The organism is Sporomusa aerivorans (assembly GCF_041428895.1).
Classification (GTDB): Bacteria; Bacillota; Negativicutes; order Sporomusales; family Sporomusaceae; genus Sporomusa; species Sporomusa aerivorans.
In genome coordinates this window covers 6,157,549-6,180,415 of record NZ_CP156926.1, presented here as the reverse complement: position 1 = coordinate 6,180,415, position 22,867 = coordinate 6,157,549, and the positions used below count along the sequence as shown (strand labels likewise).

Annotated in this window: 21 protein-coding genes; 17 read left to right on the top strand and 4 right to left on the bottom strand. The window is 45.1% G+C overall.

The window, feature by feature from the left end:
- Positions 1-177: 177 nt before the first annotated feature.
- Together SATMO3_RS29415 and SATMO3_RS29410 are read right to left on the bottom strand one after the other, a co-directional pair.
- Entirely contained in the window at positions 178-615 is a 438-nt protein-coding gene (locus SATMO3_RS29415) for a hypothetical protein (protein WP_371374882.1), read from the bottom strand.
- Between the two features lie 944 nt (positions 616-1,559).
- A complete protein-coding gene (locus tag SATMO3_RS29410) occupies positions 1,560-2,255 on the bottom strand; it encodes a site-specific integrase (RefSeq protein WP_371374879.1) in 696 nt (231 codons plus the stop codon).
- Between the two features lie 181 nt (positions 2,256-2,436).
- On the opposite strand from SATMO3_RS29410, the gene SATMO3_RS29405 reads away from it, so the two are divergent.
- The 6 genes from SATMO3_RS29405 (at position 2,437) to SATMO3_RS29380 (ending at position 7,144) form a co-directional block, all read left to right on the top strand.
- Complete coding sequence (locus SATMO3_RS29405) at positions 2,437-2,634, top strand: hypothetical protein (RefSeq protein WP_371374876.1); 198 nt, start codon at positions 2,437-2,439, stop codon at positions 2,632-2,634.
- A 351-nt stretch (positions 2,635-2,985) separates the two neighbouring features.
- Entirely contained in the window at positions 2,986-3,252 is a 267-nt protein-coding gene (locus SATMO3_RS29400) for a hypothetical protein (RefSeq protein ID WP_371374874.1), read from the top strand.
- Between the two features lie 299 nt (positions 3,253-3,551).
- Complete coding sequence (locus SATMO3_RS29395; protein WP_371374872.1) at positions 3,552-4,709, top strand: Ig-like domain-containing protein; 1,158 nt, start codon at positions 3,552-3,554, stop codon at positions 4,707-4,709.
- A 456-nt stretch (positions 4,710-5,165) separates the two neighbouring features.
- Positions 5,166-5,399, top strand: a complete 234-nt coding sequence (locus SATMO3_RS29390; protein WP_371374870.1) for a hypothetical protein — start codon at positions 5,166-5,168, stop codon at positions 5,397-5,399.
- Between the two features lie 473 nt (positions 5,400-5,872).
- A complete protein-coding gene (locus SATMO3_RS29385; RefSeq protein WP_371374868.1) occupies positions 5,873-6,007 on the top strand; it encodes a hypothetical protein in 135 nt (44 codons plus the stop codon).
- 741 nt (positions 6,008-6,748) lie between these two features.
- On the top strand, positions 6,749-7,144 hold the full coding sequence (locus SATMO3_RS29380; protein ID WP_371374865.1) for a hypothetical protein: 396 nt from the start codon (positions 6,749-6,751) through the stop codon (positions 7,142-7,144).
- Positions 7,145-7,798: 654 nt separating this feature from the next.
- On the opposite strand, the gene SATMO3_RS29375 is transcribed toward SATMO3_RS29380, so the two are convergent.
- A complete protein-coding gene (locus SATMO3_RS29375; RefSeq protein WP_371374863.1) occupies positions 7,799-8,506 on the bottom strand; it encodes a L,D-transpeptidase family protein in 708 nt (235 codons plus the stop codon).
- 360 nt (positions 8,507-8,866) lie between these two features.
- Between SATMO3_RS29375 and SATMO3_RS29370 the strand changes: the two genes are divergently transcribed.
- From SATMO3_RS29370 to SATMO3_RS29320, 11 genes are all read left to right on the top strand, one after another.
- Positions 8,867-9,472, top strand: coding sequence for a GntR family transcriptional regulator (locus SATMO3_RS29370; RefSeq protein ID WP_371374860.1), 606 nt, complete (start codon positions 8,867-8,869; stop codon positions 9,470-9,472).
- 105 nt (positions 9,473-9,577) lie between these two features.
- Positions 9,578-11,947: a formate C-acetyltransferase/glycerol dehydratase family glycyl radical enzyme gene (locus tag SATMO3_RS29365; RefSeq protein ID WP_371374858.1), complete on the top strand. Its 2,370-nt coding sequence runs from the start codon at positions 9,578-9,580 to the stop codon at positions 11,945-11,947.
- On the top strand, positions 11,934-12,839 hold the full coding sequence (locus SATMO3_RS29360; protein WP_371374855.1) for a glycyl-radical enzyme activating protein: 906 nt from the start codon (positions 11,934-11,936) through the stop codon (positions 12,837-12,839). Before SATMO3_RS29365 ends, SATMO3_RS29360 begins: the two co-directional genes overlap by 14 nt.
- 339 nt (positions 12,840-13,178) lie before the next feature.
- Positions 13,179-14,345, top strand: coding sequence for a M20 family metallopeptidase (locus SATMO3_RS29355; RefSeq protein ID WP_371374852.1), 1,167 nt, complete (start codon positions 13,179-13,181; stop codon positions 14,343-14,345).
- A 108-nt stretch (positions 14,346-14,453) separates the two neighbouring features.
- Positions 14,454-15,116 (top strand): nucleoside recognition domain-containing protein, encoded by a 663-nt coding sequence (locus tag SATMO3_RS29350; RefSeq protein WP_371374849.1) that lies wholly within the window; start codon positions 14,454-14,456, stop codon positions 15,114-15,116.
- A complete protein-coding gene (locus SATMO3_RS29345) occupies positions 15,109-15,615 on the top strand; it encodes a nucleoside recognition domain-containing protein (protein WP_371374847.1) in 507 nt (168 codons plus the stop codon). Before SATMO3_RS29350 ends, SATMO3_RS29345 begins: the two co-directional genes overlap by 8 nt.
- Before the next feature lie 115 nt (positions 15,616-15,730).
- Entirely contained in the window at positions 15,731-19,237 is a 3,507-nt protein-coding gene (nifJ, locus tag SATMO3_RS29340) for a pyruvate:ferredoxin (flavodoxin) oxidoreductase (RefSeq protein ID WP_371374844.1), read from the top strand.
- A 46-nt stretch (positions 19,238-19,283) separates the two neighbouring features.
- Positions 19,284-19,661: a RidA family protein gene (locus SATMO3_RS29335; protein WP_371364397.1), complete on the top strand. Its 378-nt coding sequence runs from the start codon at positions 19,284-19,286 to the stop codon at positions 19,659-19,661.
- Between the two features lie 161 nt (positions 19,662-19,822).
- The gene (locus SATMO3_RS29330; RefSeq protein ID WP_371374841.1) at positions 19,823-20,695 is read left to right on the top strand and encodes a methyl-accepting chemotaxis protein; all 873 of its coding nucleotides are present in this window, start codon (positions 19,823-19,825) and stop codon (positions 20,693-20,695) included.
- A gap of 92 nt (positions 20,696-20,787) precedes the next feature.
- The gene (locus SATMO3_RS29325; protein ID WP_371374837.1) at positions 20,788-20,979 is read left to right on the top strand and encodes a hypothetical protein; all 192 of its coding nucleotides are present in this window, start codon (positions 20,788-20,790) and stop codon (positions 20,977-20,979) included.
- A 254-nt stretch (positions 20,980-21,233) separates the two neighbouring features.
- Complete coding sequence (locus SATMO3_RS29320) at positions 21,234-22,058, top strand: hypothetical protein (RefSeq protein ID WP_371374834.1); 825 nt, start codon at positions 21,234-21,236, stop codon at positions 22,056-22,058.
- Positions 22,059-22,440: 382 nt separating this feature from the next.
- Here SATMO3_RS29320 and SATMO3_RS29315 read toward each other — a convergent pair whose 3' ends face one another.
- Positions 22,441-22,863: a helix-turn-helix domain-containing protein gene (locus SATMO3_RS29315; RefSeq protein ID WP_371374831.1), complete on the bottom strand. Its 423-nt coding sequence runs from the start codon at positions 22,861-22,863 to the stop codon at positions 22,441-22,443.
- Positions 22,864-22,867: the final 4 nt, after the last annotated feature.

The window sequence follows — 22,867 nt, the reverse complement described above, 5'->3', positions numbered from 1 at the left end:
CAAAAGTGTAAAAATAAACAAAAAGAATACTTGCTTTAAAGCAAGTATTGCGCTGAAATTAATAAAGAGGAGGTGAACAAAGGGGTGACGGAACTAAAACTCCAAGTGATGTAAGTTATCATAACACAAAACAACTCGGCAGTTGAGACCGAGTTGTTTTCATATAGCATGCTATGTCTATTGATGTGGTACTGAAGGATTGTACCCTGGAATCGGCTGTTGCGGCTGTTGCATTGGTACGCCGTACTGCCATGATTGTTGCATTCCAGATTGATTTTGATAATTGGCGGCAGTATTTCTCATACTTTGGATGGCGTTGGATAATTCACTGGTTTTATACTGAATTGCATCTAACACATAGGAAGCCATATCAAGACGCTCATTAATGGTGTAATTTAAAATTTGGGTGGACTGTGCAACCTGGGTAGCTTTACTTCGAATATTTTGTACTAAGTTAACAGCATTTTGTGGATTACCAGAATTAATAGCGGTGATAATATTATCGCAATTCGACGCAATATCCTGGGACAATGATCTAGCGTTGTTGACCTCTGAAATTAGTGATTGTCCGCGATTTACGGCATGCTGTAGAAATGGATTGGTTTGTTGGAACAATTAGATTCGCCTCCTAAAATGTTGATAAGATAATAGTTCCTATTTTGGCAGATTTTTATTCATGCCATTTTGAGCAATATAAACTTACGTGCTCAATGACCTGCGATTTCGCAGAGTGTTTATCGACGCTTGTGATGAAAGATGATGGTTTAAAATATTACCTCTTCTTGAATTTATTGGGATAAAAGCTCTTGATTTGCAGGAATTTAGCGAAAGGTAGAGAATAGATTTTGCTATACTACCAATGTTGGAGGAATATCATGCGAATCAGTTGCAGATGTGGACATACAGAATTACTTTCAAATAAAATGGAAAATTTTGAGGTTCATCTAATCAGGTTTTTTATAGACAGCAAAACGGGAGTAATATCCGTAGTTTGCAAGAATTGTGGGCATAAATCAGAAGAAGTATTAATAGGTGCTTGATGTGATGGAGAGAGGGGGCTGGTAGCTAATTATTCGGAAGGACCACCTCCAATTAATTATGTTATAGAACCAATCAAATATTTACTTTAATGTAAAAAAATTTCATATAAATACTATGTTTTACCATAATATTTCTTCTAATAGTAAAAATTTGTAATAAACTGAGCCCCTGGCGTGTGCCAAAGATTTTTGTATCCCCGCTTGTATCCAAAAACATATTACACGAATCACAGCGTGATTCACTGTATAGACAAAATACAGCAAAATGATAACCTATGCGCTACATAATACACTATAAACAAGACTCGAAATCAAGTGTCCTGTCAAAGGGACCGTGGGTTCGAATCCCATCCTCTCCGCCATATACAAGCATCAGAGGGCTTCATGGAAAAAAGTGAAGTCCTCTGATTTTTTGTTTTGTCCCTTACAAGTAATTTTAATAGAAAAAGCAGACCTTATTTGGTCTGCTTCTTTTGAGTGGTTTTCTGTGCTGCTTTCTTTAATATATTGCCCATGGTATCAGCCGTTTCCTGCGACCGTTTTCTCCATAAGGTGGCTATATATGTTCATCGTTGTGGAAGTCTGGGAGTGGCCTAACTTACCGGATACTGTGCGGATATCATGACCGGCTGTAATCAAATAAGTAGCAGCCATATGCCGAAAGATATGAGGTGTAATTTTTGGAAGGTTATTATCTTCTACAAATTTACTCAGCCACTTATTCATTGTGTAAGGAAACATAGGTTTACCGCTCCATTGAGTAAACACGAAATCATCATCAGCTTCTTTGGCACCTTCCCATTTAGTGCCTAGTTGTAACCGGCTAGATAACTGTCCGGCCCGGTGTTGCTTCAATACCGGCACGATATAAGCAGGAAAGGTTAATAGGCGGGTACTGCGGTCATTCTTCGTTTTCTTGGCAATAACCCCGGTTTTCTTAGTATAGAATATGGCCTGTTCAATCTTCACTGTATTGTTTTCAAAATTGAAGTGGTTCCATTGTAAGCCTAAAATTTCCTCACGGCGTAGCCCACCGGTGAGAGCAAGATAAACCATAGCTTTATATTTGGCAGGTTGCGATTCCAAAGCCTTGATGAATTGACCTAATTGTTCCTCTGTGTAAGCAGTCTTTTGCTCCACTTCGGCCTTGGGTGCTTCTATCCGTTTGGCCGGATTATAGGGTATCAGGTTCCATTTCTCAGCGACATTGAGCATGGTGCTTAGTAAGCACCGCGTTGATTCGGAAGCTTTTGCCGCTATCCGTAAGCAAATGGCTCAAAATTGGCGGTCGTTGACCCAACTTTACGAAGGGTTTCAATTTTGATAAGAATCCCAGTGATCTGTTGAGCCAGTTAAAGGATGGCTCGCGGTTTTTCAATTACCGAAGAATCATCACATGCTGATAAAAAAAGCAACAGCCGAAAAACTCCGGGCCGTTGCTGATAATATGAAGGAAGATATTGACCATCTCAGGTCTGGAACTCGACTGGTGAATACTGCCCGACGGGCCAATATGGTAGCCAGTGCTGAAGCAGAAGCTGATCGAATGGAACAGACCCAAAAGATCCATGCTAAACATTGCAGATGCCATTGAAAACGGGAGTGAAATAAACTATTTATGCTATTTTGATTTAAAGCCTATTTCTTAGCCGTTGTCAGGAGAGCTTCTCTAAAAAGAGATAATAAAGCCAATACCAGTAATCGCAAATCCTTTCGAATAATTGATCTGTAGTCAACAACTCCACGAGAATCAACTCCTTTTAGGTTAATAATGACACTAAATCACAAAATAGGCAATATTATTTAAACTGCCTGCCGGGAGACTGGTAGGCGGTTTTCAGTTTTCATGATTTTCTAATTAGATTCAAAGAAATGAACACGATATAAAATAAATTTGTTAGAATATATATATAATAGTAAAACATTTACAGTAGGAGGAATTTAAATGAAAAAAATAGCAGTGCTAATGCTTGCAATGTTTGTTTTGAGTCTTGCGACAGTGGCAAATGCTCAAGAACTTCGGCAATGGACAAATCCAAATTATCAAATGCTATATCGGGATGATCCGCCGCCGGGTGGCCCACCGCCGCAAGACCCGCCACCTAAATATAAAAAACCCAAACATAAGAAGCCGCCAGCACGAAAACCAGCGCCGCCACCTGAACCACAACCTGAACCACAACCACCACATAAACCGGCACCAAGATGGTGAGTTTAATTACCGTACACCTAACAGCCAAATAGAATAACGTATAATTAGATTAAAGCCATCTCCTAGTATTAGCTGGGGGATGGCTTTTTGCCGCCTGCTGGGTGTCTGGTGGGCGGCTTTTTTTATTTTATACCTATCCCAAAACACAGTTTCATGTACGGATAAAGAGTGAAGGATAATTCCGTAGTTTAATATCATGGCTACGGAATGTATCTAAGTAAGGCCGATATACAGGAAACACACAGTGAATAAGAGTTCCTTTGCTATGTCGGGTTAAAAATTAATTGGAGGAATGTAAAATGGCAACAGTAGGTCAAGCGTTAACAGCACCAGAGGCTGGGTGGAAAAGAATAAACTTAACATTAGATAATGTTACTCATGGTGGGGGTACAGATTCTTATAATTATGGTGCTAATTCAGCCTATTTGGGAGATACCTTAAGATTAAATGTATTAGGGGCCTGGTTGAGTTTCAAATTTAATGGAGACAGAATTAGAATTATTGGTACATCCGGTGGTCATGATACCAGTATAAAAATAAATATAGACGGGGAAGATTTTACTTTTTCCGAACGTAGTGGAGCTTTCATTTGGCAAGCATTAGTATTTGAAAAAACAGGAATGTCTAATAGTGAGCATACGGTTACGATTACGAGAATTTCTGAGTACGGGAATAATATCCAGGTGCATATTGACGCAATCGATGTAGCTGAAGGAAAAATTATTCCTGCGCCCACGAATCTAATTGCTACTCCGGGTGATTCTCAGGTAACTCTTAATTGGAATATAGTAAATGGTGCAACCGGCTACAACGTAAAACGAGCCACCACGGCAGGCGGCACATATGAAACGATTGCAGCCAATGTATCTGGTACCAGTTGTGTTGATATTGCCGTGACAAATAGCACGACCTATTATTATGTGGTAACTGCCATCAATGCTACTAGTGAAAGCTCTAACTCAAATGAGGCATCCGCTACGCTGGTTGCGCCGACAGATTCAAAACTTCACATCGTTTTGGCAGTAGGAGAACAAATCCAACTTATCGGAAATATTCTCCCCGAAATCATTGGCGATCCTAACCTAGTATGGAATTCCGCCTTACCCAACATTGCTTCGGTTGATGCGACTGGTAAGGTAACGGCCCATGCCGAAGGTGTAACCCGTATTCAGGTCAAGACTGTAGACGGTGCATGGACAGACTACGCTCTGGTAGAAGTTATAGCCAAAGAACACCGGCTATCCATTCTCCTAAAAGTGGGCGAGAGCTGCCTGCTGACATTTGCGGTTAACAAGGATGTCATCTGGCAGTCAGGCGACCCGGCAGTGGCTACAGTTGCCCCCAGCGGCGCACCACAAACCAGAGTAACGGCTCATGCCGAAGGTCTGTCGTTGGTCACAGTTCAGACCGCAGATAGCAGCAAACGGGATCAGATTTATGTAACAGTTATTAAGTAAGGCACGTAATGAATCCGCTCTATCCTTCGGGGTAGGGCGGACTTTTTATTTTTCAGGGAGCAATCTAGGTAAAGGTGCGTCATGCATGCCAGCCTCATGGCGGGTTCACGCGACGCACCTATAATTAAAGGTGTTCAGCAGGTTTTGCCCAATAAATCAAATTGTTTTGCAGAAGAAAAAGCAAAATTTGAAATTAAACGCAAGTTATATGAGACAATAGAAAAACTTTAGATAAGAAAGAACCCCAGCAGTAGCCGGGGTAGTGCCGCATCCTCTGGGGTGCGGTTTATTCTTAAAGGTAATTCTAATATCAGCCCAATACAATAAGATTGTCTCCATAATATGACCATACATTACCTAGTTTTACCCGGTTACAGCGCCGGGTCTTTTTATTTCCAGCCGTTACCGCTTGCCAAACACAAACGTACGTTCTAAACTGACCTTGAGGTGATAGACATGGCTAGAACATATGTAGGAGTGCGGGCCATGCACGAATTGGACGGTAGCATAACACCGCTGGTAATCCACTGGCCAGACGGCAGAAATTTTGAAGTAGACCGACTGCTGGACGTTAGACCGGCTCCTACTGTTGGTAGCGGTTTAGGAAAGCGGTATGTATGCCGGATATACAATAAGCAGGTCAATTTGTTTCGCGATAATTTAGACGGTAAGTGGTACATTGAGCATTAATTACCAAACGCCGCCCATTAGATGGCTTTTTTTTATTGTATCCAAAGTTGTATCCAAACGCCAAAAATGAATGGATCAAATCATACCTATGGAGACACAAAATCTTATAGTTTACACGTACGTAGACAACATAACACAGTCTGTGCTTGACTCGAAATCAAGTGTCCTGCCGAACATCTCAAGATTCATCTATTCTTGAAGAAGTTAAGTTTACAGAAGACGGAAAATATAAATATCAATTAACGGCAACATATGCAAATAAGCATCTAGGAAGCTGTATAAATCTTTATATTAAAGCACTTTAATCTTAAAATACAGTACAAAGTCTATTGTTAAAGCTTTGCACTGTATTTTTTTATTATTTTGCTGAGTTAACGTCTAAACCGGCGACTTAACAAGTAAAATAGGGGAAGCTAACAGCAAAAATAGCGAGTTTTTTATTTCAAAAACAGCGATAACTGATGGAAACAGGTATGGTTGTACGTGTTAAGCGTGGCTATTATCAGTGGTTTGAAGGTTATTCCAGCGAGCGGGAGTATACCTTGCCTATGGCTGAAATCAACGGCTTTATCGAATGGTTCAACCGACCTGTGAAAGACTTGAAATAAGCGCCCAACAAATCGGCCGCTCTGTACTTTGGGATGGGGCGGCGTTTTTTAGCTATTTTACGCAAAAGCAAGAAGTGTAAGAATAATTATTGTTAGTTATTTTGGGATGTTTTTACGATAATATTTGTAGAAAAAGGAGAATAGTACAAGAAGACAGTAAATTCATATCCCCTCAAGTTCCCTGGAGGGGAGCACCTTTGCAGAAAAAAGAAGTAGAAGAAAAAAAGCAGACAATAGAAGTAGATAAAAGAAGAGTGAAAATATTTTAGGTTTTTAAAGTGGAATTAAGTGTTATAGTCAATAACTCTAATGATCCAAAAGCCGCCCGCCGGGTTCGTCCTGGCGGGCGGCTTTTTCAGTCACAATACAGTATGAGGCTACAGCGGCTGACATTTCTTTTATTTCTGACAATAAAGGAATTGTATGACTGAGATAGAATTTATTAATTTATGTTGTAATTCTCTGAATAGATGTCATTTGCCGAGCTTAAGGGAGTCAATCGATTTGCTACAGAGTAACCGAATATTTACTTGGAAGGTATTCCCTACAACTTATATAACTTTACTATTAACGGTGCTGTTAATTCCACTTGGCCTTTTCCTCCCTAACTGGTGGGGATGGGAAAATGGTCCGATAGAAAATACCCAGGTTGTTGTTCTGGGCACAGGGGCCTATTTGTCCTGGCTAGTGGCGCGGCGGAATTGCAATGATAGGAAATTATCTAAGTGGTGTTTATGGATAATGGTTGTTTGGCTAATCATGATGGGGCGGGAACTAAGCTGGGGACGGGTATTTTTCGATCCAGTGGCTATCGGTTCGGACGGTCCTGCATTTCCCTCTATTCATGAAATTTGGTATGGCAGTTTCGTTTATCCGATCCTTACGGTAATTGTTTTTTGCACACTAATCGGATTGTGGCGCAATTTTGAATGGGAGCACATGAAGTCCAAGCTGTGTATATCAATGATTGACGGAAGTTTGTTAATTGCCGCGGCCATTGCTTCGCAGCTCGTTTTTGAAAGGAATGTGATCCTGCTGCTTCAACCCTATTCGCAGCTATTGGAAGAATTGTCCGAGCTCATAGTCTATTGGTGCATGATAAGTATTTTAGTAACCAACGGTTTTAGAAGAAAATGAGGTATTTTGACACCATATACAGAGGATTCAAAGAAAAACCCCGGCAGTATCCGGGGGTGTGCCGCATCCTTCGGGGTGCGGTTTGCATTTTTAAAGTAATTCTAAAATTAGCCATTTAAAATAAAACCATCTCCTCTACATACATAAACCCTTATGTGCCCGGCCTTTATAGCCGGGTGTTTTTTTTATTTTCCAGTAAACCCGCGGCTTTTCTATGAATTCCCGTAACCGTTTATCTGCACAAATCATAAGATACAGTGTACATCACATTTCACAATATAAAAGCTAAGGAGGTCTGTTCTATGGGATGGGGTGGTCGTAACAGCTGGTTCATTATAATCATAATTATTATTATCCTATTGCTTTTCTGCTTTGAGGATAACTGCAGCTCAACCTGCTAAAGCCTAATTCCGCCGATCCGAGTACATTACCATTTTATGAGGTTACCGCCTTTATTTGTGCCCAGCGACATTAGTCGCTGGGTGGTTTTAATTTTCACTTGGAGTAGCGGCTTTTTCGTTTTATTGTAGTAAGATTCGACTATCCTGGATAGATGTTGTAAAGGTAGAAAATCGAAAAAGTGTATAACATTCGTCTTGTCAGCATCGCTCAAGACTGGCGTTCTGGTGGATTTCGCTATACTTGTCGTGGGACTTAGAGCCCAAGTAAGTCAAGTGTCTTCCTATCTACTACGCCTGTAGCCTTAAGCCCATTATCGTACTGGAATCGTTTAACTGCAGTCTCAGTCTCCTTATTAAAGAAACCATCTGCTCTTTCTTCCAGGTAGCCAAGATTTCTTAGCTTTAATTGCAGTTTTACAACATCGGGCCCCATTAAATTCATTCTTAACTGGCGCTGGATGGAAATGGGGTGACTTTCGATACGCACCGGTGTACCGACCGGGACCCACTCATAAAGTTCCTCAATATCCTTATTCCGCATGCGAATACACCCGTGACTGGCGTAATTGCCAATGCTCCATGGCTGATTAGTACCGTGTATGCCATAACCTCCCCAAGGGACATTGAGTGCAAGAAAGCGGGTACCAAAGATATCACCGGCTCTATAGGATTTCCAAATTATTACCCACTCGCCAACCGGCGAAGGAGTTTCGCTTTTACCTACCGCTATCCGGTAGGTTTTATACACTTTACCGTCTTCATGGATTTCTAATGTGCGAGCTGGTATTTTAATAAAGATAGAAAGCTTTCCTTTGGGTGCTTCTGTTGGCTGCCCCGCAATAGAATACAATTCCGATTCATCCCATTGATTATATGCAATGATCCCCACAATAAAACTTACAAGCAACACCGTTACCACAGAAAGAATTTTAGGCGGTTTTTTGATAAAAAGGCTCTGCATAGATTCACCTCCCGAGTAAAGTAGCTTTAAAAGAAACATATGCTGTGAAAAGCCAAATTACGCTAAGTAAAATAGAAAGCCCCTGACGTATGCCAAAGGCATTTTCTTGTATCCAAATTACATTCTAAACTTCATATACAGAATTAGATTAATGTTAAGGGGAGTTTGCATAATACGCGAATGGAATGTGAAGTTGAAGATATAGGGGAAATAAATTTAAAGATAACGAACTATATTTTCGATTGTATACATTATACATTCGAAAATATAGTTTACAAACTTATCAAAAAGTTCTATAGTAAAAGCATGAAAAATAATTTCACTGGACAGATAAAAACCTCATACCGTACGTTACCCGGCATGATTACAAATATTCTGCGCGAATCCATTCTGTCTGGAGAACTTGTCGGGGGAGTCCAGCTTAAGCAGGAGGAATTAGCTACCAAATTCGGCGTAAGCATGAGTGCCCTGCGGGAAGCGCTAAAAAGCCTGGAAGCCGAAGGATTGGTGCGCTTTTATCCTAATCGCGGAGCGGTGGTCAGCGAATTATCTGTAGCCGAAGCGCAGGAAATATTTGACATAAGGCTCTTTTTGGAATTAGGGGCGCTGGAGCTGGCTATTCCAAATTTGACGGAAGCCGTACTGGCAGAGGCGGACGAAATTTTAGAAAAAGCAGATGAAGAAACCCAAAGCAATCATTGGAGCGAATTGAACTGGCAGTTTCACGAAACTCTTTACCGGTCCGCGAACCGGCCGAAGTTGCTTGCGATGATTCAAAACCTGCATAACAATGTGGAACGATATATGCGTTTATATTTGACAACAATGCATTATCAGACAAAATCGCAGGAAGAACATCACGCGTTGCTAAGTGCTTGTGCCAAGGGAAATATTAAAGGAGCACAAAAAGTTTTACGCAAACATATGGCAGATGCCAGCAATAACCTGATCGAATACCTAAGCTGATTAACTTAAATCGAACACACCAAAGCTAAATGTCCTGACATTAGCTTTGATTATTGTATACATTCGAAAATCGAAAATAAAAAGCTCAATTAAGGAGGGACAAATATGTCTAGTAAACGTATTGAAGATTTTAAGCAGTCGTACCTGGATGCTAAGCCGTCTATCAGTGTTCACCGGGCAGTAGCTTTCACGTTATCACATCAAAGTACCGAAGGGGAAGCTGTTATTATCCGGCGGGCAAAAGCATTTCAGGCTGTTTGCAAGAGTATTCCCGTAACCATTTTCGAGGGTGAACTTATTGTTGGATCTGTCGGAGAGTTCCTGAAGACCGGGGTTATTTGTCCTGAATACTCATGGAAATGGGTTGAGCAGGAAATGGATTCGTTTGAAAACCGGGACCAGGATCCCTACTGCATTGACGAGGCGGCAAAAGATATATTGCGCAAAAAGATTTTTCCTTATTGGCGCGGCAAGTCGCTGGAGGAGAATTTCCTATCGCGCATCAATCAGGAAACGGCAAAGATATTGATTGATACCGGTATTATTGATAATGACTCCAAGTGGAGAAACGCAGTTGGCGAAATTACCGCTGATTATCAGGATATCATTTTCAAAAAGGGCTTTGGGGGTCTAAAACAAGAAGCACTTGCGAAGTTGCAAAGCTTGGAGCCTGTTTCTGCCGAAGCATTGGAAAAGATTGATTTTTACAATGCAGCTGTCTTGGTTTGCGAGGGAATTATTATTCTGGCCCGGCGCTATGCGGATAAAGCCGCAGAACTGGCCCGGACGGAAACAGACGCTCTGCGGCGACAAGAATTGCTTGAGATCGCGAAGGTTTGCCGCAAAGTTCCGGAGCATCCCCCGGAGAACTTCTATGAAGCTGTACAGACCGTATGGTTTACTCAGCTTGGCTCAATTCTGTCGGAGAATTCACTGGCATTAAACATAGGCAGATTTGATCAGTACATGTATTCCTATTACGCCGGCGACATAAAGGCCGGTGCTATCACGCCGTCGGCAGCGCAGGAATTAATCGAAGCGCTCTGGATTAAGCTCTCGGAATGGGTATGGGCTATTTCAAGCAACACGGCCAAATTTTTCGCCGGGTATAATTCCTTCCAGAATTTGACCATTGGCGGCAGGACAAGAGACGGCCGTGATGCAACGAATGAACTTTCGTATATGTGTCTAAAAGCGACAGAAAACGTAAAAACACATCAGCCAGGCCTGAGTGTGCGGATTCATCCTGACAGCCCGGAGGAATTTCTCCTGGCGGTTTGCAAATTGATTCGTGTCGGGACAGGATTCCCTGCAGTGCATAACGACAGGGTCGGCTCACAGATGCTGTTGGCGGAAGGATTGTCGCCGGAAGACGCACGCGACTGGAATAACTGCGGCTGCGTAGTACCGCATTTCAGAAAAGTGGGCAAATGGACATCGGCAGTTAACATTAACTTGGCGGCCGCTGTGGAATATGCGCTGAACGGTGGCAGAAGCCGCATTACCGGCAAGGATATGGGGCTGCCGGAAGTGCCTGTTGCTGAATTCAAGAGCTATGAAGAAGTGAAAGCGGCTTTTTATAAGCAGCTTGCCTATTTAATAAAGCATTCGGTTATCGGCTCAATTACTGCCCAGCAGATTCATGCCGAAATGGTGCCAAGACCGTACATTTCCATGCTGGTCGACGGATGCATGGAACAAGGAAAAGACCTTAGCAAAGGCGGCGCCAAATATAATCTGGGACCGGTCCTCACCGGCATAGGAGTGGCTGACTCGGCCAATTCGCTGGCAGCCATTAAGAAGCTGGTATTTGAGGACGGGAAATATACCTTGGATCAGATTAATAAAGCGCTCGATGTCGACTGGGAAGGTTATGAGGAGCTGAGACAAGCGGTGCTCGCCTGCCCGAAGTATGGCAATGATGATGACTATGTTGATTCCATTGCGGCAGAAATAAGCGATTTTTACTATCGGGAAGTACGCGCCTATAAAGACTATTTCGGCTCACCTTTCAATTCGGCGTTTATGGGAATTTCCAACTATATTCCGGCCGGCAGCGTGATTGGTGCGACGCCGGACGGCAGAAGAGCGAAAACTCCATTGACGGAAGGCGTATCACCACATGCCGGCACTGATTTGACCAGTCCTACCGCTGCTATGCGTTCTGTTGCCAAAATCAATCATGACGTACATTCCGGCGGTACACTGATGAACATTAAGCTATCGCCCGAACTGTTGGAATCGGAACGAAACCTGAAGAATCTGGCGGCCATTATTCGGGCGTATTTTGCGCTGGGCGCTTTCCATGTTCAGTTTAATGTGATATCCACAGAAACCTTGAAAAAGGCCCAGGAACAACCGGAAGAATATAAAGATCTGCTTGTCAGAGTAGCCGGGTACAGTACTCAGTTTGTCAACCTGTCCCGTGAAGCCCAGAATGCCATCATTGAAAGAACCACCTATGAAGCCATGTAGTGGCAATATATTTCAAATACAGCGCTGGTCGATTCATGACGGTGAAGGGGTAAGAAGTACTGTTTTTCTAAAAGGCTGCCCGTTGCGCTGTAAATGGTGCGCCAATCCGGAATCCTGGAATAGGAGTATTGAAATTCTTTTTTTTCAGGAGAAATGCACTGGTTGTAACCGCTGTTTATCTGTTTGCGGTAAGGGTGCTATTACCAAGGAGAATGCCATACATCAGTTTGCTCGTGAGAAATGTGATTGTTGTACAAGGTGCTGTGAGGTGTGTCCAACAGGCGCCCGCAAACTGATAGGCTCTACAGTGACTGTCGATGATGTCCTCAAAGTAATCAAAAGAGATGCTGTTTTTTATCGGGAGTCAGGTGGCGGGGTGACATTTTCCGGCGGGGAACCATTTGCCCAGCCCGAGTTCTTCCGGCAGCTCGTGGCGGCCTGCAGCCGGCTCGGGATTGACACTGCTGTTGAAACCAGTGGTTATTTCGACTGGGAGCAAGTAAAAGACATCTTTGAACTTTTAGACTGCGTTTTTGTGGATATCAAGCATATGGATGACGAATGTCATAGAGAAATGACCGGCGTCAGCAACTGCAGGATTTTAGAGAATATTATCCTGATATCCCGGTTGCATCCGAATACAATTGTTCGTGTTCCTCTTATTGCTGAAGTTAACGCCAATGAGAAGAACATCAATGCAATGTGCGAATTTCTTAAGAAACACACATGTGTTAAAGGGGTGGAACTTCTTCCCTATCATGATTTCGGCGAGTCGAAGTACAGGGCTGTCGGGGCTCATGGTCAGACGTTTACAACCCCTGATGCGGCAACAATTGCAAACATGAAAAAAATAATATCGGACTATGGTATCCGGATTGTAGATTTTAAATAGCTTACAGATAGCTATAGAAAACCAATAAAGATTTTCAGAAAATAGGGTATTAGTAACATTTCGCCGCTGGCGCTTAGCCTTCGCTATTACTAATACTCTGGCTGTAAATCCTTAGTGGATACTATATAGCGGCGGTTTTCGAAAAGATGGATGTTATAAAAGCAATGGTGCTTTAAATGGAGTAGTGAAGAACATGTTCATTTGAAGCACCTTTTATTAAGCATACAATTCACAGAATAAAGATTAACTTTCAAATATTGAAATATGGCGTCGGTTTCTATATTGGTGCTCCAAAAAAAGTACCAGTATATATATATTATTAAGGAGGACAAGCCAATAATGAGTGACAAAAAACAGAAAGCATTTCAGTTTGTAGACGCGCATCGTGACGAAATGGTGTCACTATGGGAAGAGGTTGTTTCGATGGAGAGCGGCCCGCACGAAAAACAGGGAATTAACAAGGTTGCCGACCGCTTTAAAGAGATATTAGATAAGGAAGGGGCGGCTTCCCGCCTGGTCGAGTTCGAAAAGGCCGGCAGTATGCTGATTGCTGAGATTGGCGAAAGAAAAGCCCAGCCGGGCGTAATCTTCGTGGGGCATATGGATACTGCCTGTCCGGCCGGCGCAATCAAAGAGCGGCCCTTTACCATAAAGGACGGCATTGCCTACGGACCGGGCGTTCTTGACATGAAAGGCGGTATTGTGTCGGCTATTTACGCCATAAAGGCACTAAAAGCCGCCGGCTATGACTCGCGTTCGCTGAAAGTTCTTCTGGCCGGGGATGAAGAGGTATTGCACGCCCATTCTAATGCGCCTGATATTTTTATTGAGGAAGCAAAGGGCTATGCGGCGGCGTTTAATGTGGAAACAGGCTTTGTCGACAATGGAATTGTTGTCGGACGCAAGGGTGTCGCCCGGATTATGATGGAAGTAAAAGGTGTCGCCGCCCACGCGGGCAATGATCCGGAAAATGGCCGGAGCGCCATTTTGGAAATGGCGCACAAAATTATTGCCGTGCAAAAGTTAACCGACTGGGACAAGGGTATTAGTTTCAATGTTGGGGTAATACAAGGCGGTACGACCTCCACGGCCGTTCCTGACTATGCAAAAATTTATATTGATGTGCGCTATAAGAACCCGGATGATTTGCCGGACATTATTAAACAGATCGAAGACGTAGCAAGCAAAGTCTATGTGGAAGGCACGTCTGCCACAGTTACCTTTATGGACGGCATCAAGCCGATGAAGACGACGGACGGGGTTATGCAATTATTTGAGATAGTGAAAAAAGCTTATGAAGAAAACGGCTTTGGAACGCCTTATGCCAAGAAGGTGGGCGGCGGCTCAGATTCTGCCTATACTGTTTTAGCGGGAGTGCCAACAGTATGCGCTATGGGCGTAAAAGGCGGCCGCAATCACAGTCCGGAGGAGTATGCCATTGTCGACAGCCTATTTGAAAGAGCCAAACTGATGGTCGACTGTGTACTGAAACTGGACACACTGTAACTACCCGGATTTTGGCTGATGAGCCAGCGCCTTGGCCAGATTAAACAAAGAGTTACTCTGGTCAAGGCATTAGAACACTAGATATTTTAATGATCAGGAGGAGAGCACATGGCGGAGGAAAATCAGGAAAAGTATAAAGTTACCTGGAAAGGGTGGCTATCATTAATCATCTTGCTTATTTCTTTTTCCGGTGTGTTTGCCAAGATGGACGGCCCTTTGCGGGCACTGGATTTTCAGGTGCTTACGGGCGACTTCGGGCAAGTGGCCAAGGGGGTAATCTTTACCGGTAAAGGCGGGACCGGGGCGCGTGATGGTTTCATGTTTGCGTTGACACTGTTTCCGACACTGATGTTTGCGCTGGGCTGTATTCAGGTTGCCGAATCGCTTGGCGCTTTGCGGGCGGCCGAAGTCCTATTCCGCCCTATTTTAAAGCCTTTCATGGGGCTGCCGGGGGCCAGCGGCCTGGCCTTTGTCAGCAGTTTAACCAGTTCTGACGTAGCGGCGGTAATGACGAAGGAACTAGTGGAGGACAACAAAATGATGACTGAAGAAGAGCGGGCCATATTTGTCGCCTATCAGTATGCCGGGTCTGCCCCGGTCACCAATACCTTCGGCACCGGCGCAGCCCTCTTGCCTATCAGTGTTTTGCCGGTGGGGATAATTATCGGCCTGATCTTTGTTGTTAAAGTTATGGGCGCTAATTTGGTCCGTTTCTATCTAAAATGGCTTGCGACCAAAAACAGGGTAGAAGGGAGCGGAGCAAATGGCTAATCAAACTGCCGCCGGCATGGATTTTAAGAAGGCCAAGCCCAGTGTAGTTGAAGAATTTGTAGCGGGAGCCAAAAAAGGATTTTATATTGGCGCGGAAATGATTGCTCCGGCTATGGTTTTGGCGTATGTACTCATTCAGTTTCTGGATATCACCGGGTTAATGAAGAGCGTAGGTACAATCCTGGAGCCGGTAATGACCCTGTTTGGCCTGCCGGGTGAGGCTGTCTTTGCCCTGGTCGCCGCCTTTTTTGCCAAGGCGGCAGGGTGTGCCACTGCAGCTACCCTGTATTCCAAAGGGGTTATAACGGCTGCCCAGGCGACAATTCTGTTTCCGGCGTGTGTAACCATGGGAACGCTTATTGGTCACTTTGTGCGCATTGTAATTGTTTCCAATGTCGACCGGAAATGGCATTCGCTGCTCATTTGTGTTCCGCTTGTAGACGCCGCTGTTGTTATGATACTGACCAGAGTGGTTTTAAGTATTATGGGACTGAACTGATAACTTCTACAACAGCAACGAGGGGGCAGAATTGTGGTGCTAAACCGGACAAGCCTGTCCCCTTGGCTTTCACGCAATTATGTATTTGATTCCAGACGAGAGGATGATGATGAATATGACAAGAAATATGAAAACAATGGACGGAAACACGGCAGCAGCCTACATCTCCTACGCATTTACCGATGTGGCGGCGATTTTTCCGATTACGCCATCGTCCAATATGGCGGAAAGTGTGGATGAATGGGCCTCTCAGGGCAAAAAGAACCTGTTCGGGCAAACGGTTGAGGTTGTGGAAATGCAGTCAGAGGGCGGCGCCGCCGGCGCGGTCCACGGCTCCTTGCATACCGGCGCGTTGACTACTACCTATACCGCCTCGCAGGGACTTTTGCTGATGATTCCCAATATGTATAAAATCGCCGGTGAGTTATTGCCTGGCGTCTTTCATGTCAGTGCCAGAGTAGTTGGCGCCAATGCCATCAGTATTTTTGGCGATCATTCCGACGTTATGGCTGCAAGGCAGACCGGTTTTGCCATGCTGGCCGAAAGCAGTGTCCAGCAAGTTATGGATCTGGCGGCCGTGGCGCATTTGTCGGCAATCAAAGGCCGGGTGCCGTTTCTCAACTTCTTCGATGGGTTTAGAACCTCCCATGAAGTGCAAAAAATTGAAGTTCTGGAATATGAGGAATTGGCCAAACTGTTAGACCGGGATGCTGTCGACAACTTCAGAAAACGGGCGCTCAATCCCGATCATCCCTTGACCAAAGGTACTGTGCAGGGGATTGATATTCATTTCCAGCAAAGAGAAGTATCCAACCGTTTCCATCAGGATATTCCGGCGATCGTCGAAGGCTATATGGCCGAAATAAGCAAATTGACCGGCCGGGAGTACCACTTGTTCAACTATCACGGCGCGCCTGACGCCGAGCGCATGATTATTGCCATGGGCTCCATGTGTGAAGCCATTGAAGAAGTAGTGGATTATCTCAATGCCCAAGGCGAAAAAGTAGGTCTGCTGACCGTACATCTCTACCGGCCGTTTTCGCTGGAGCACTTCTTTAAATACATTCCGGCTACCGTGCAAAAAATTGCCGTATTGGACAGAACCAAGGAAATGGGCTCGTTGGCCGAACCGCTGTACCTGGATGTCAAAAGCGCCTTTTACGGCAAGGAGTGGCAGCCGGTTATCGTTGGCGGACGCTGCGGCGTCGGCGGCAAAGATGTAATTCCCAGCCATATTCATGGCGTTTTTGAAAACCTTAAGGCCGACAAGCCCCGGGACAACTTTACTGTCGGCATAATTGACGATGTAAACCATACCTCGCTGCCGTTCGGCGCAGATATTGACACCACCGCCGCCGGCACAAAAGCCTGCAAATTCTGGGGAATCGGCTCAGATGGAACGGTAGGCGCCAATAAAAATGCCATTAAGATTATCGGCGATCACACTGATATGTACGCACAGGCCTATTTTGCCTATGATGCGAAAAAGTCCGGCGGCGTTACCATTTCCCACTTGCGCTTTGGCAAAAAGCCGATAAAATCTCCCTATCTCATTAATAAAGCAGATTTTATTGCCTGCCACAATCAGTCCTACGTGTATAACTACAATGTTCTGGAAGGACTGAAGCCAGGCGGCAGTTTCCTCTTAAACTGTCAGTGGAGTGAAGCCGAACTGGATCAAAATCTGCCGGCGGCGATGAAAAAATACCTTGCCGGCAATAACATACAGATGTACATAATCGATGCTGTAAAGATTGCGCAGGAAATCGGCCTTGGCGGCAGAATTAACATGATCATGCAGGCGGCCTTTTTCAAGATTGCCGGGATTATTCCGGAAGAAGACGCTGTAAACTACCTCAAGGATGCTATTCAAAAGTCCTATGGCAAAAAAGGCGAAAAAGTGGTTGCCATGAACAATGCCGCCGTAGATCAGGGGATAAACGCGATTGTGAAGGTCGCTACACCTGCTTCCTGGCAAGCGGCTACTGAATCCGAAACCCATAGTAAAGAAGCGCCGGCATTCATTAAAAATGTCCTCATCCCGATGAACCGGCAGGAAGGCGACAAATTACCGGTCAGCGCCTTTATTGGTCTGGAAGACGGTTCCTATCCGATGGGAACTTCCGCCTATGAAAAGCGGGGCATTGCCATTGACGTGCCCCAGTGGCAGGCAGATGCCTGCATTCAGTGCAATCAGTGCGCCTATGTCTGTCCGCATGCCGCGATCAGGCCGGTATTACTTTCCGAGGAAGAACAGCAGCAGGCTCCCGCCGGCTTTACTGTAAAACCCTGCAATGGACAGAAAAACCTGTATTTTGCGATGGCAGTCTCCCCTTACGACTGCACCGGCTGCGGCAATTGCGCCCAAATTTGTCCGGCGAAAGAAAAAGCATTGGTAATGAAACCGCTGGCAACCCAATTGCAGCAAGCGCCGCTTTGGGATCATGCGCTGACAATTGCGCCGAAAGCGAATCCGCTCAATATCTTCACAGTAAAAGGCAGCCAGTTTGAACAGCCGCTGCTAGAATTCTCCGGGGCCTGCGCCGGCTGCGGCGAAACGCCGTATGCCAAGCTGGTGACCCAGCTCTTTGGCGACCGGATGATGGTGGCCAATGCCACAGGCTGTTCCTCGGTTTGGGCCGACAGCGTCCCGTCAATGCCCTATACCACTAACCATCGCGGGCATGGACCGGCGTGGGGCAACTCCCTGTTTGAAGACAATGCGGAATATGGCTTAGGCATGATGATGGCTGGTAAGCAGCTGAGAAAACAAGTCGCGCTGGCCATCGAAAAGGCCGCGAAACTGGAGCTGGGAGAAGAATTCCGCGCTGCCTGTGAAACCTGGCTGGCCAATAAAGACAAGGGCGAAGGCAGCAGAGAACGGGCGGATAAACTGATTGCAGTGCTGGAGCAAGTAAAGGGCAAAGATGCCCTGCTTAATGAAATCTATAACAACAAAGACTTCCTGGTTAAACGCTCACAATGGATTTTTGGCGGTGATGGCTGGGCTTATGATATTGGCTTCGGCGGCCTCGATCATGTGCTGGCGTCCGGTGAAGACGTTAATGTGCTGGTGTTTGATACCGAAGTATACTCCAACACCGGCGGCCAGTCTTCCAAAGCCACCCCAACCGCTGCTATTGCTAAATTTGCCGCCAGCGGTAAAAAGACCAAGAAGAAAGATCTGGGCATGATAGCCATGAGTTATGGCTACGTCTATGTAGCGCAGATTGCCATGGGGGCAGATAAGAACCAAACCCTCAAGGCCATTGCCGAGGCTGAGGCGTATCCGGGTCCGTCCCTGATTATCGCCTATGCTCCCTGTATCAACCACGGGATGAAAGTTGGCATGGGCTGCAGTCAGCTCGAAGCCAAGCGTGCAGTGGACAGCGGCTATTGGGCGATGTACCGGTATAACCCAGGGATAAAAGAAGCAGGCAGCAATCCGTTCACCCTGGACTCCAAGGAACCGACCATGGACTTTAAAGAATTCCTCATGGGTGAAGTGCGTTATTCGGCCTTGAAACAGCAATACCCCGATTTGGCCGAGGAGCTGTTTGCCAAAACCGAACGGGATGCCAAAGAAAAATTGGCGAAATATAAAACGTTAGCCAAGCAATAAGGCGCAGTAATCCGCAAACCAAGCGGAAAATAGGAGGAATTACTCTATGAAAAGTGTTGTTAATACCGATCAGGCTCCAGCGGCGATAGGACCTTACTCACAGGCAATAAAAGCAGGCGGCTTCCTGTTTGTTTCCGGTCAGATACCTGTTGATCCTGCCACGGGAGCAGTAGTGTCCGGTGGCGTGGCAGCCCAGACCAAACAGGTTTTAGAGAATATCACAGCAATTTTAAAGAGCCAAAACCTGACTCTTGAGAATGTTGTTAAGACAAGCGTATTCCTTGCCGACATGAATGATTTTCAAACTGTAAATCAAGTATATGGGGAATACTTCTCGCAGGCTGCTCCAGCCAGGGGCTGTGTCCAGGTAGCCCGGCTGCCTAAAGACGTATCAGTTGAAATTGAAGCTATCGCTTATCTATAATTTTAAAAATCATGACATTGGTAATAATTTTATAAGCTAAGCAGGGTATTCTTACCCTGAGTACAGGGAAGAAGCGGGGCAACTCGCGGTCTTCCCTGTAAGCCTATACAGTATAATCAAACGGGCATTATGCTGGCGGCTCTTAGCGGAGGAGGATAGCATTGGACAAAGCTATTGCCGACAAGATAGTGGATTTTATTTTTCAGGAAACGGAACTAAGTGCGGTTATCTGTAACCATGAAGGGATCATTGTGGCCGCCAAGGATGCTGCAAGAGTGGGTACAGTTCACAGCGGTTCGCAAAAGGTACTTACGGAAAGAATCGAGCATCGTATTGTTACTGCTGAGGATGAGCAGCGGTCAGGCGGGACTGCTAAAATGGGCGTTCATCTGCCTATTATCTATAAAAACGAGTGGGTTGGCAGTTTCGGTATAGGCGGTGACCCTATTTATTCCAAACCTATCGCCAAGATTGCCACAGGTCTTTTCCGCTGGGAACTGCAGGCAGCGGAAAATAAGGCAATGCTGCTTGAACAGGCACAGCAGGTTACCGATTCGATTACAACCATCGCCGCCACGATAGAGGAATTGAACGCTTCCCAGGAGGACCTGGCTGCTACCATGCAGGATGTAGCGAACTTATCTGACCGTGTGTCGGTTAATGTCAATAATACCGATACGGTTATATCAACCATTCAGCAAATCGCCAGTCAGACAAATCTGCTCGGCCTTAATGCCGCTATTGAGGCCGCCAGAGTGGGTGAGCAAGGCCGAGGGTTCGCTGTCGTAGCCGAAGAGGTCCGTAAACTTTCCGATCAGAGTCATCATTCCGCAAAAGATATTCAGATAACCCTTCAGGAGCTAAAGTCATCGATGGAACTGGTTATTAATCATTCCCAGCAAACAGCGGGCATTACCAAAGAACAAGCCAAGGCGACTGAATCGATTACCGAGCGGGTGATCACATTAAAGCATGTCGGGGAAAAATTGCTCTCCATGGCGAAAGAGGAGGAGGCTGGAGGAAGACATGCATAGTCAGAAGGAACAAGCCTTCCATTTATGCCCCGATGAAAAGAACGCCAGTCGGCGATGAACTTTTTGCCGTTGTCAAATAGAACTATGAGGAAATGGAACTGGGGCCTCCCTATGCAAAACTGGTCGGCGGGGGTTCAGATTCGGCGGCCGGCGTACCCACTGTCTGCGCCATGGGCGTTAAAGGCGGCAGAAATCATAGCCCGGAGGAGTATGCCATTGTGGAAAGCCTGTTTGAGCGGGCCAAACTACTGGCCGCCTGTATAATCAATTTGGCGGCGAAGTAGAACTCGCCCTCTCTTTCCCGTCATAAGCACTTGTAGACCTACTGCTCAAAACAGTAGGTCTTTTTTATCCTGATAGAAAGTATAACTTTCGCCTGGATAAGGGCAATATCGTCTTCCGCTTTCGCCAAAGGCTCGGCGCAAGTTGTGTTTTCTTTACAGATATACATATTGTGGAAGGATAATGAAGTTATTTAGAGAAAGGAAAATATCAGTAGAGGAGATGTTCGGCAAACACGAAAATTGGGGGGCTTTATATGAAAAATATTTTTCTGAAAGTACTAACCGGAGTAACACTTATGACCTTTTGGTTCATAGGTAATAACACAAGTGTGGATGCGGCGCAGATTACCAAAACATTAACGGACAATACCAGAATAACGCCGGCCGGAGTTATTGCGACCAGCTGGGGCGCAATACCGAAGTTCAAGAAAGGGACGGTTGTCACCCTGAATGAGTTTGGCGAGGTTTTTGAAGGTGTACTGGCGGAGAATATCGGCTTACCCTATGAAAGCGGTCGGTCCCAGGATTCCGTCAGGCCGGCAAGCTATACGCCTATGCCGTTTTACGTTATCCCTTCAGTTCCCGCCAATGTTGAACCGCCCAAGCGGATTCTCCTGTTTAAGGGCGGCACAACCGTTACCTTTAATGACAAGGGTGAAGTGATTAAAGGCACAATAAGCACATCTGGTGAAGATATTACCTTAAATTCGGCAAACCGTATACGGGTAGCCAGCGGCGAAATAAGTTTTCATAGAAACGGGATGCCGGCAACCTGTACTTTAGCCGGTGATTCCTACCTGCGGCCTGTCGGCTGGAGGCAGGTTTTAACCGATAACTTTACGGAGAATGCAGCCTGCGCTGGGTTTGTTGAATTTAAGGGCGGGCAGCCGGTGGAACTGAACGAAAAAGGCGAAGTAGTCAAGGGCACGCTAAACAAGAATACCAAACTGCTGTCACCCCTGTCTATTCTGTCTCCGGACAGTGACGGCATTAAGGTGTATGAAGCCGGTACTACGGTCGAATTTGGCGAAAAAGGCGTTGTTATGAAAGCTACAAAAGCGGCTAGTACAGTGAACTAGTATTGTTTCTGTGTTTTCTCCTCGTCTGCGTTTGATATATAACAGCCGCTCTCCCTATCAGGAGAATGATTGTATTGGTGAATAAACCAGGCAAAGTGACCGGAAAAAACGAAATATATGGGCATGAAATATAACTTCAAAATGACTTACGCAATGAATCTAACCGCAAGTCATGTAATGGCTGGAGCCTCTGCAGGGCTCCTTATTTTTTTGTTTCCCGAGGGATAGGCAAGAATCCGGTACTTCGTTTTCGGCGTAATGCCCATTGAAGTATTGTATTTGCTACATCCGGGTACAACTCGAGAGTCAAGATTTCCGTGGATTGATAAGGCTTTTGTAATGCTGAAAAACGGAGTCCCTGTCCCCGTGTTTCAGAAAAATATTAACGGCTAGTGAAGCCGTTAATATTTTTTTGCTGCTGTTTCTTTTGTTGCATCTTAAAGTGAAAATATTCTGCAAGGTCTTCCATAATCTCTTGTCGATCCTTTGGTGTAATAGCAGGAGTCGATTGAAATTCTTCCACTACAGTTTTAAAAAAGTCATTTACTGCGGGATTATCTACAGATCTAATGCCGGGACCTAGTTTACGCTCGTCGGAGATACCTGTCAAATAATCTGTAGTTGTATCTAAAACGGAAGCTAAACGGGATAAATCATCATGTGAAATTCCTGGTGTATAAGCGCGTTCCCAATTAGAAATTACCTGAGGGGAAACATTTATCATATCAGCCAATTGTTTTTGAGTAAGTCCCTTGTTCTTACGTAATTGCTTTACTCTTATTCCTGTAATGTTTTTATCTTCCATAAAT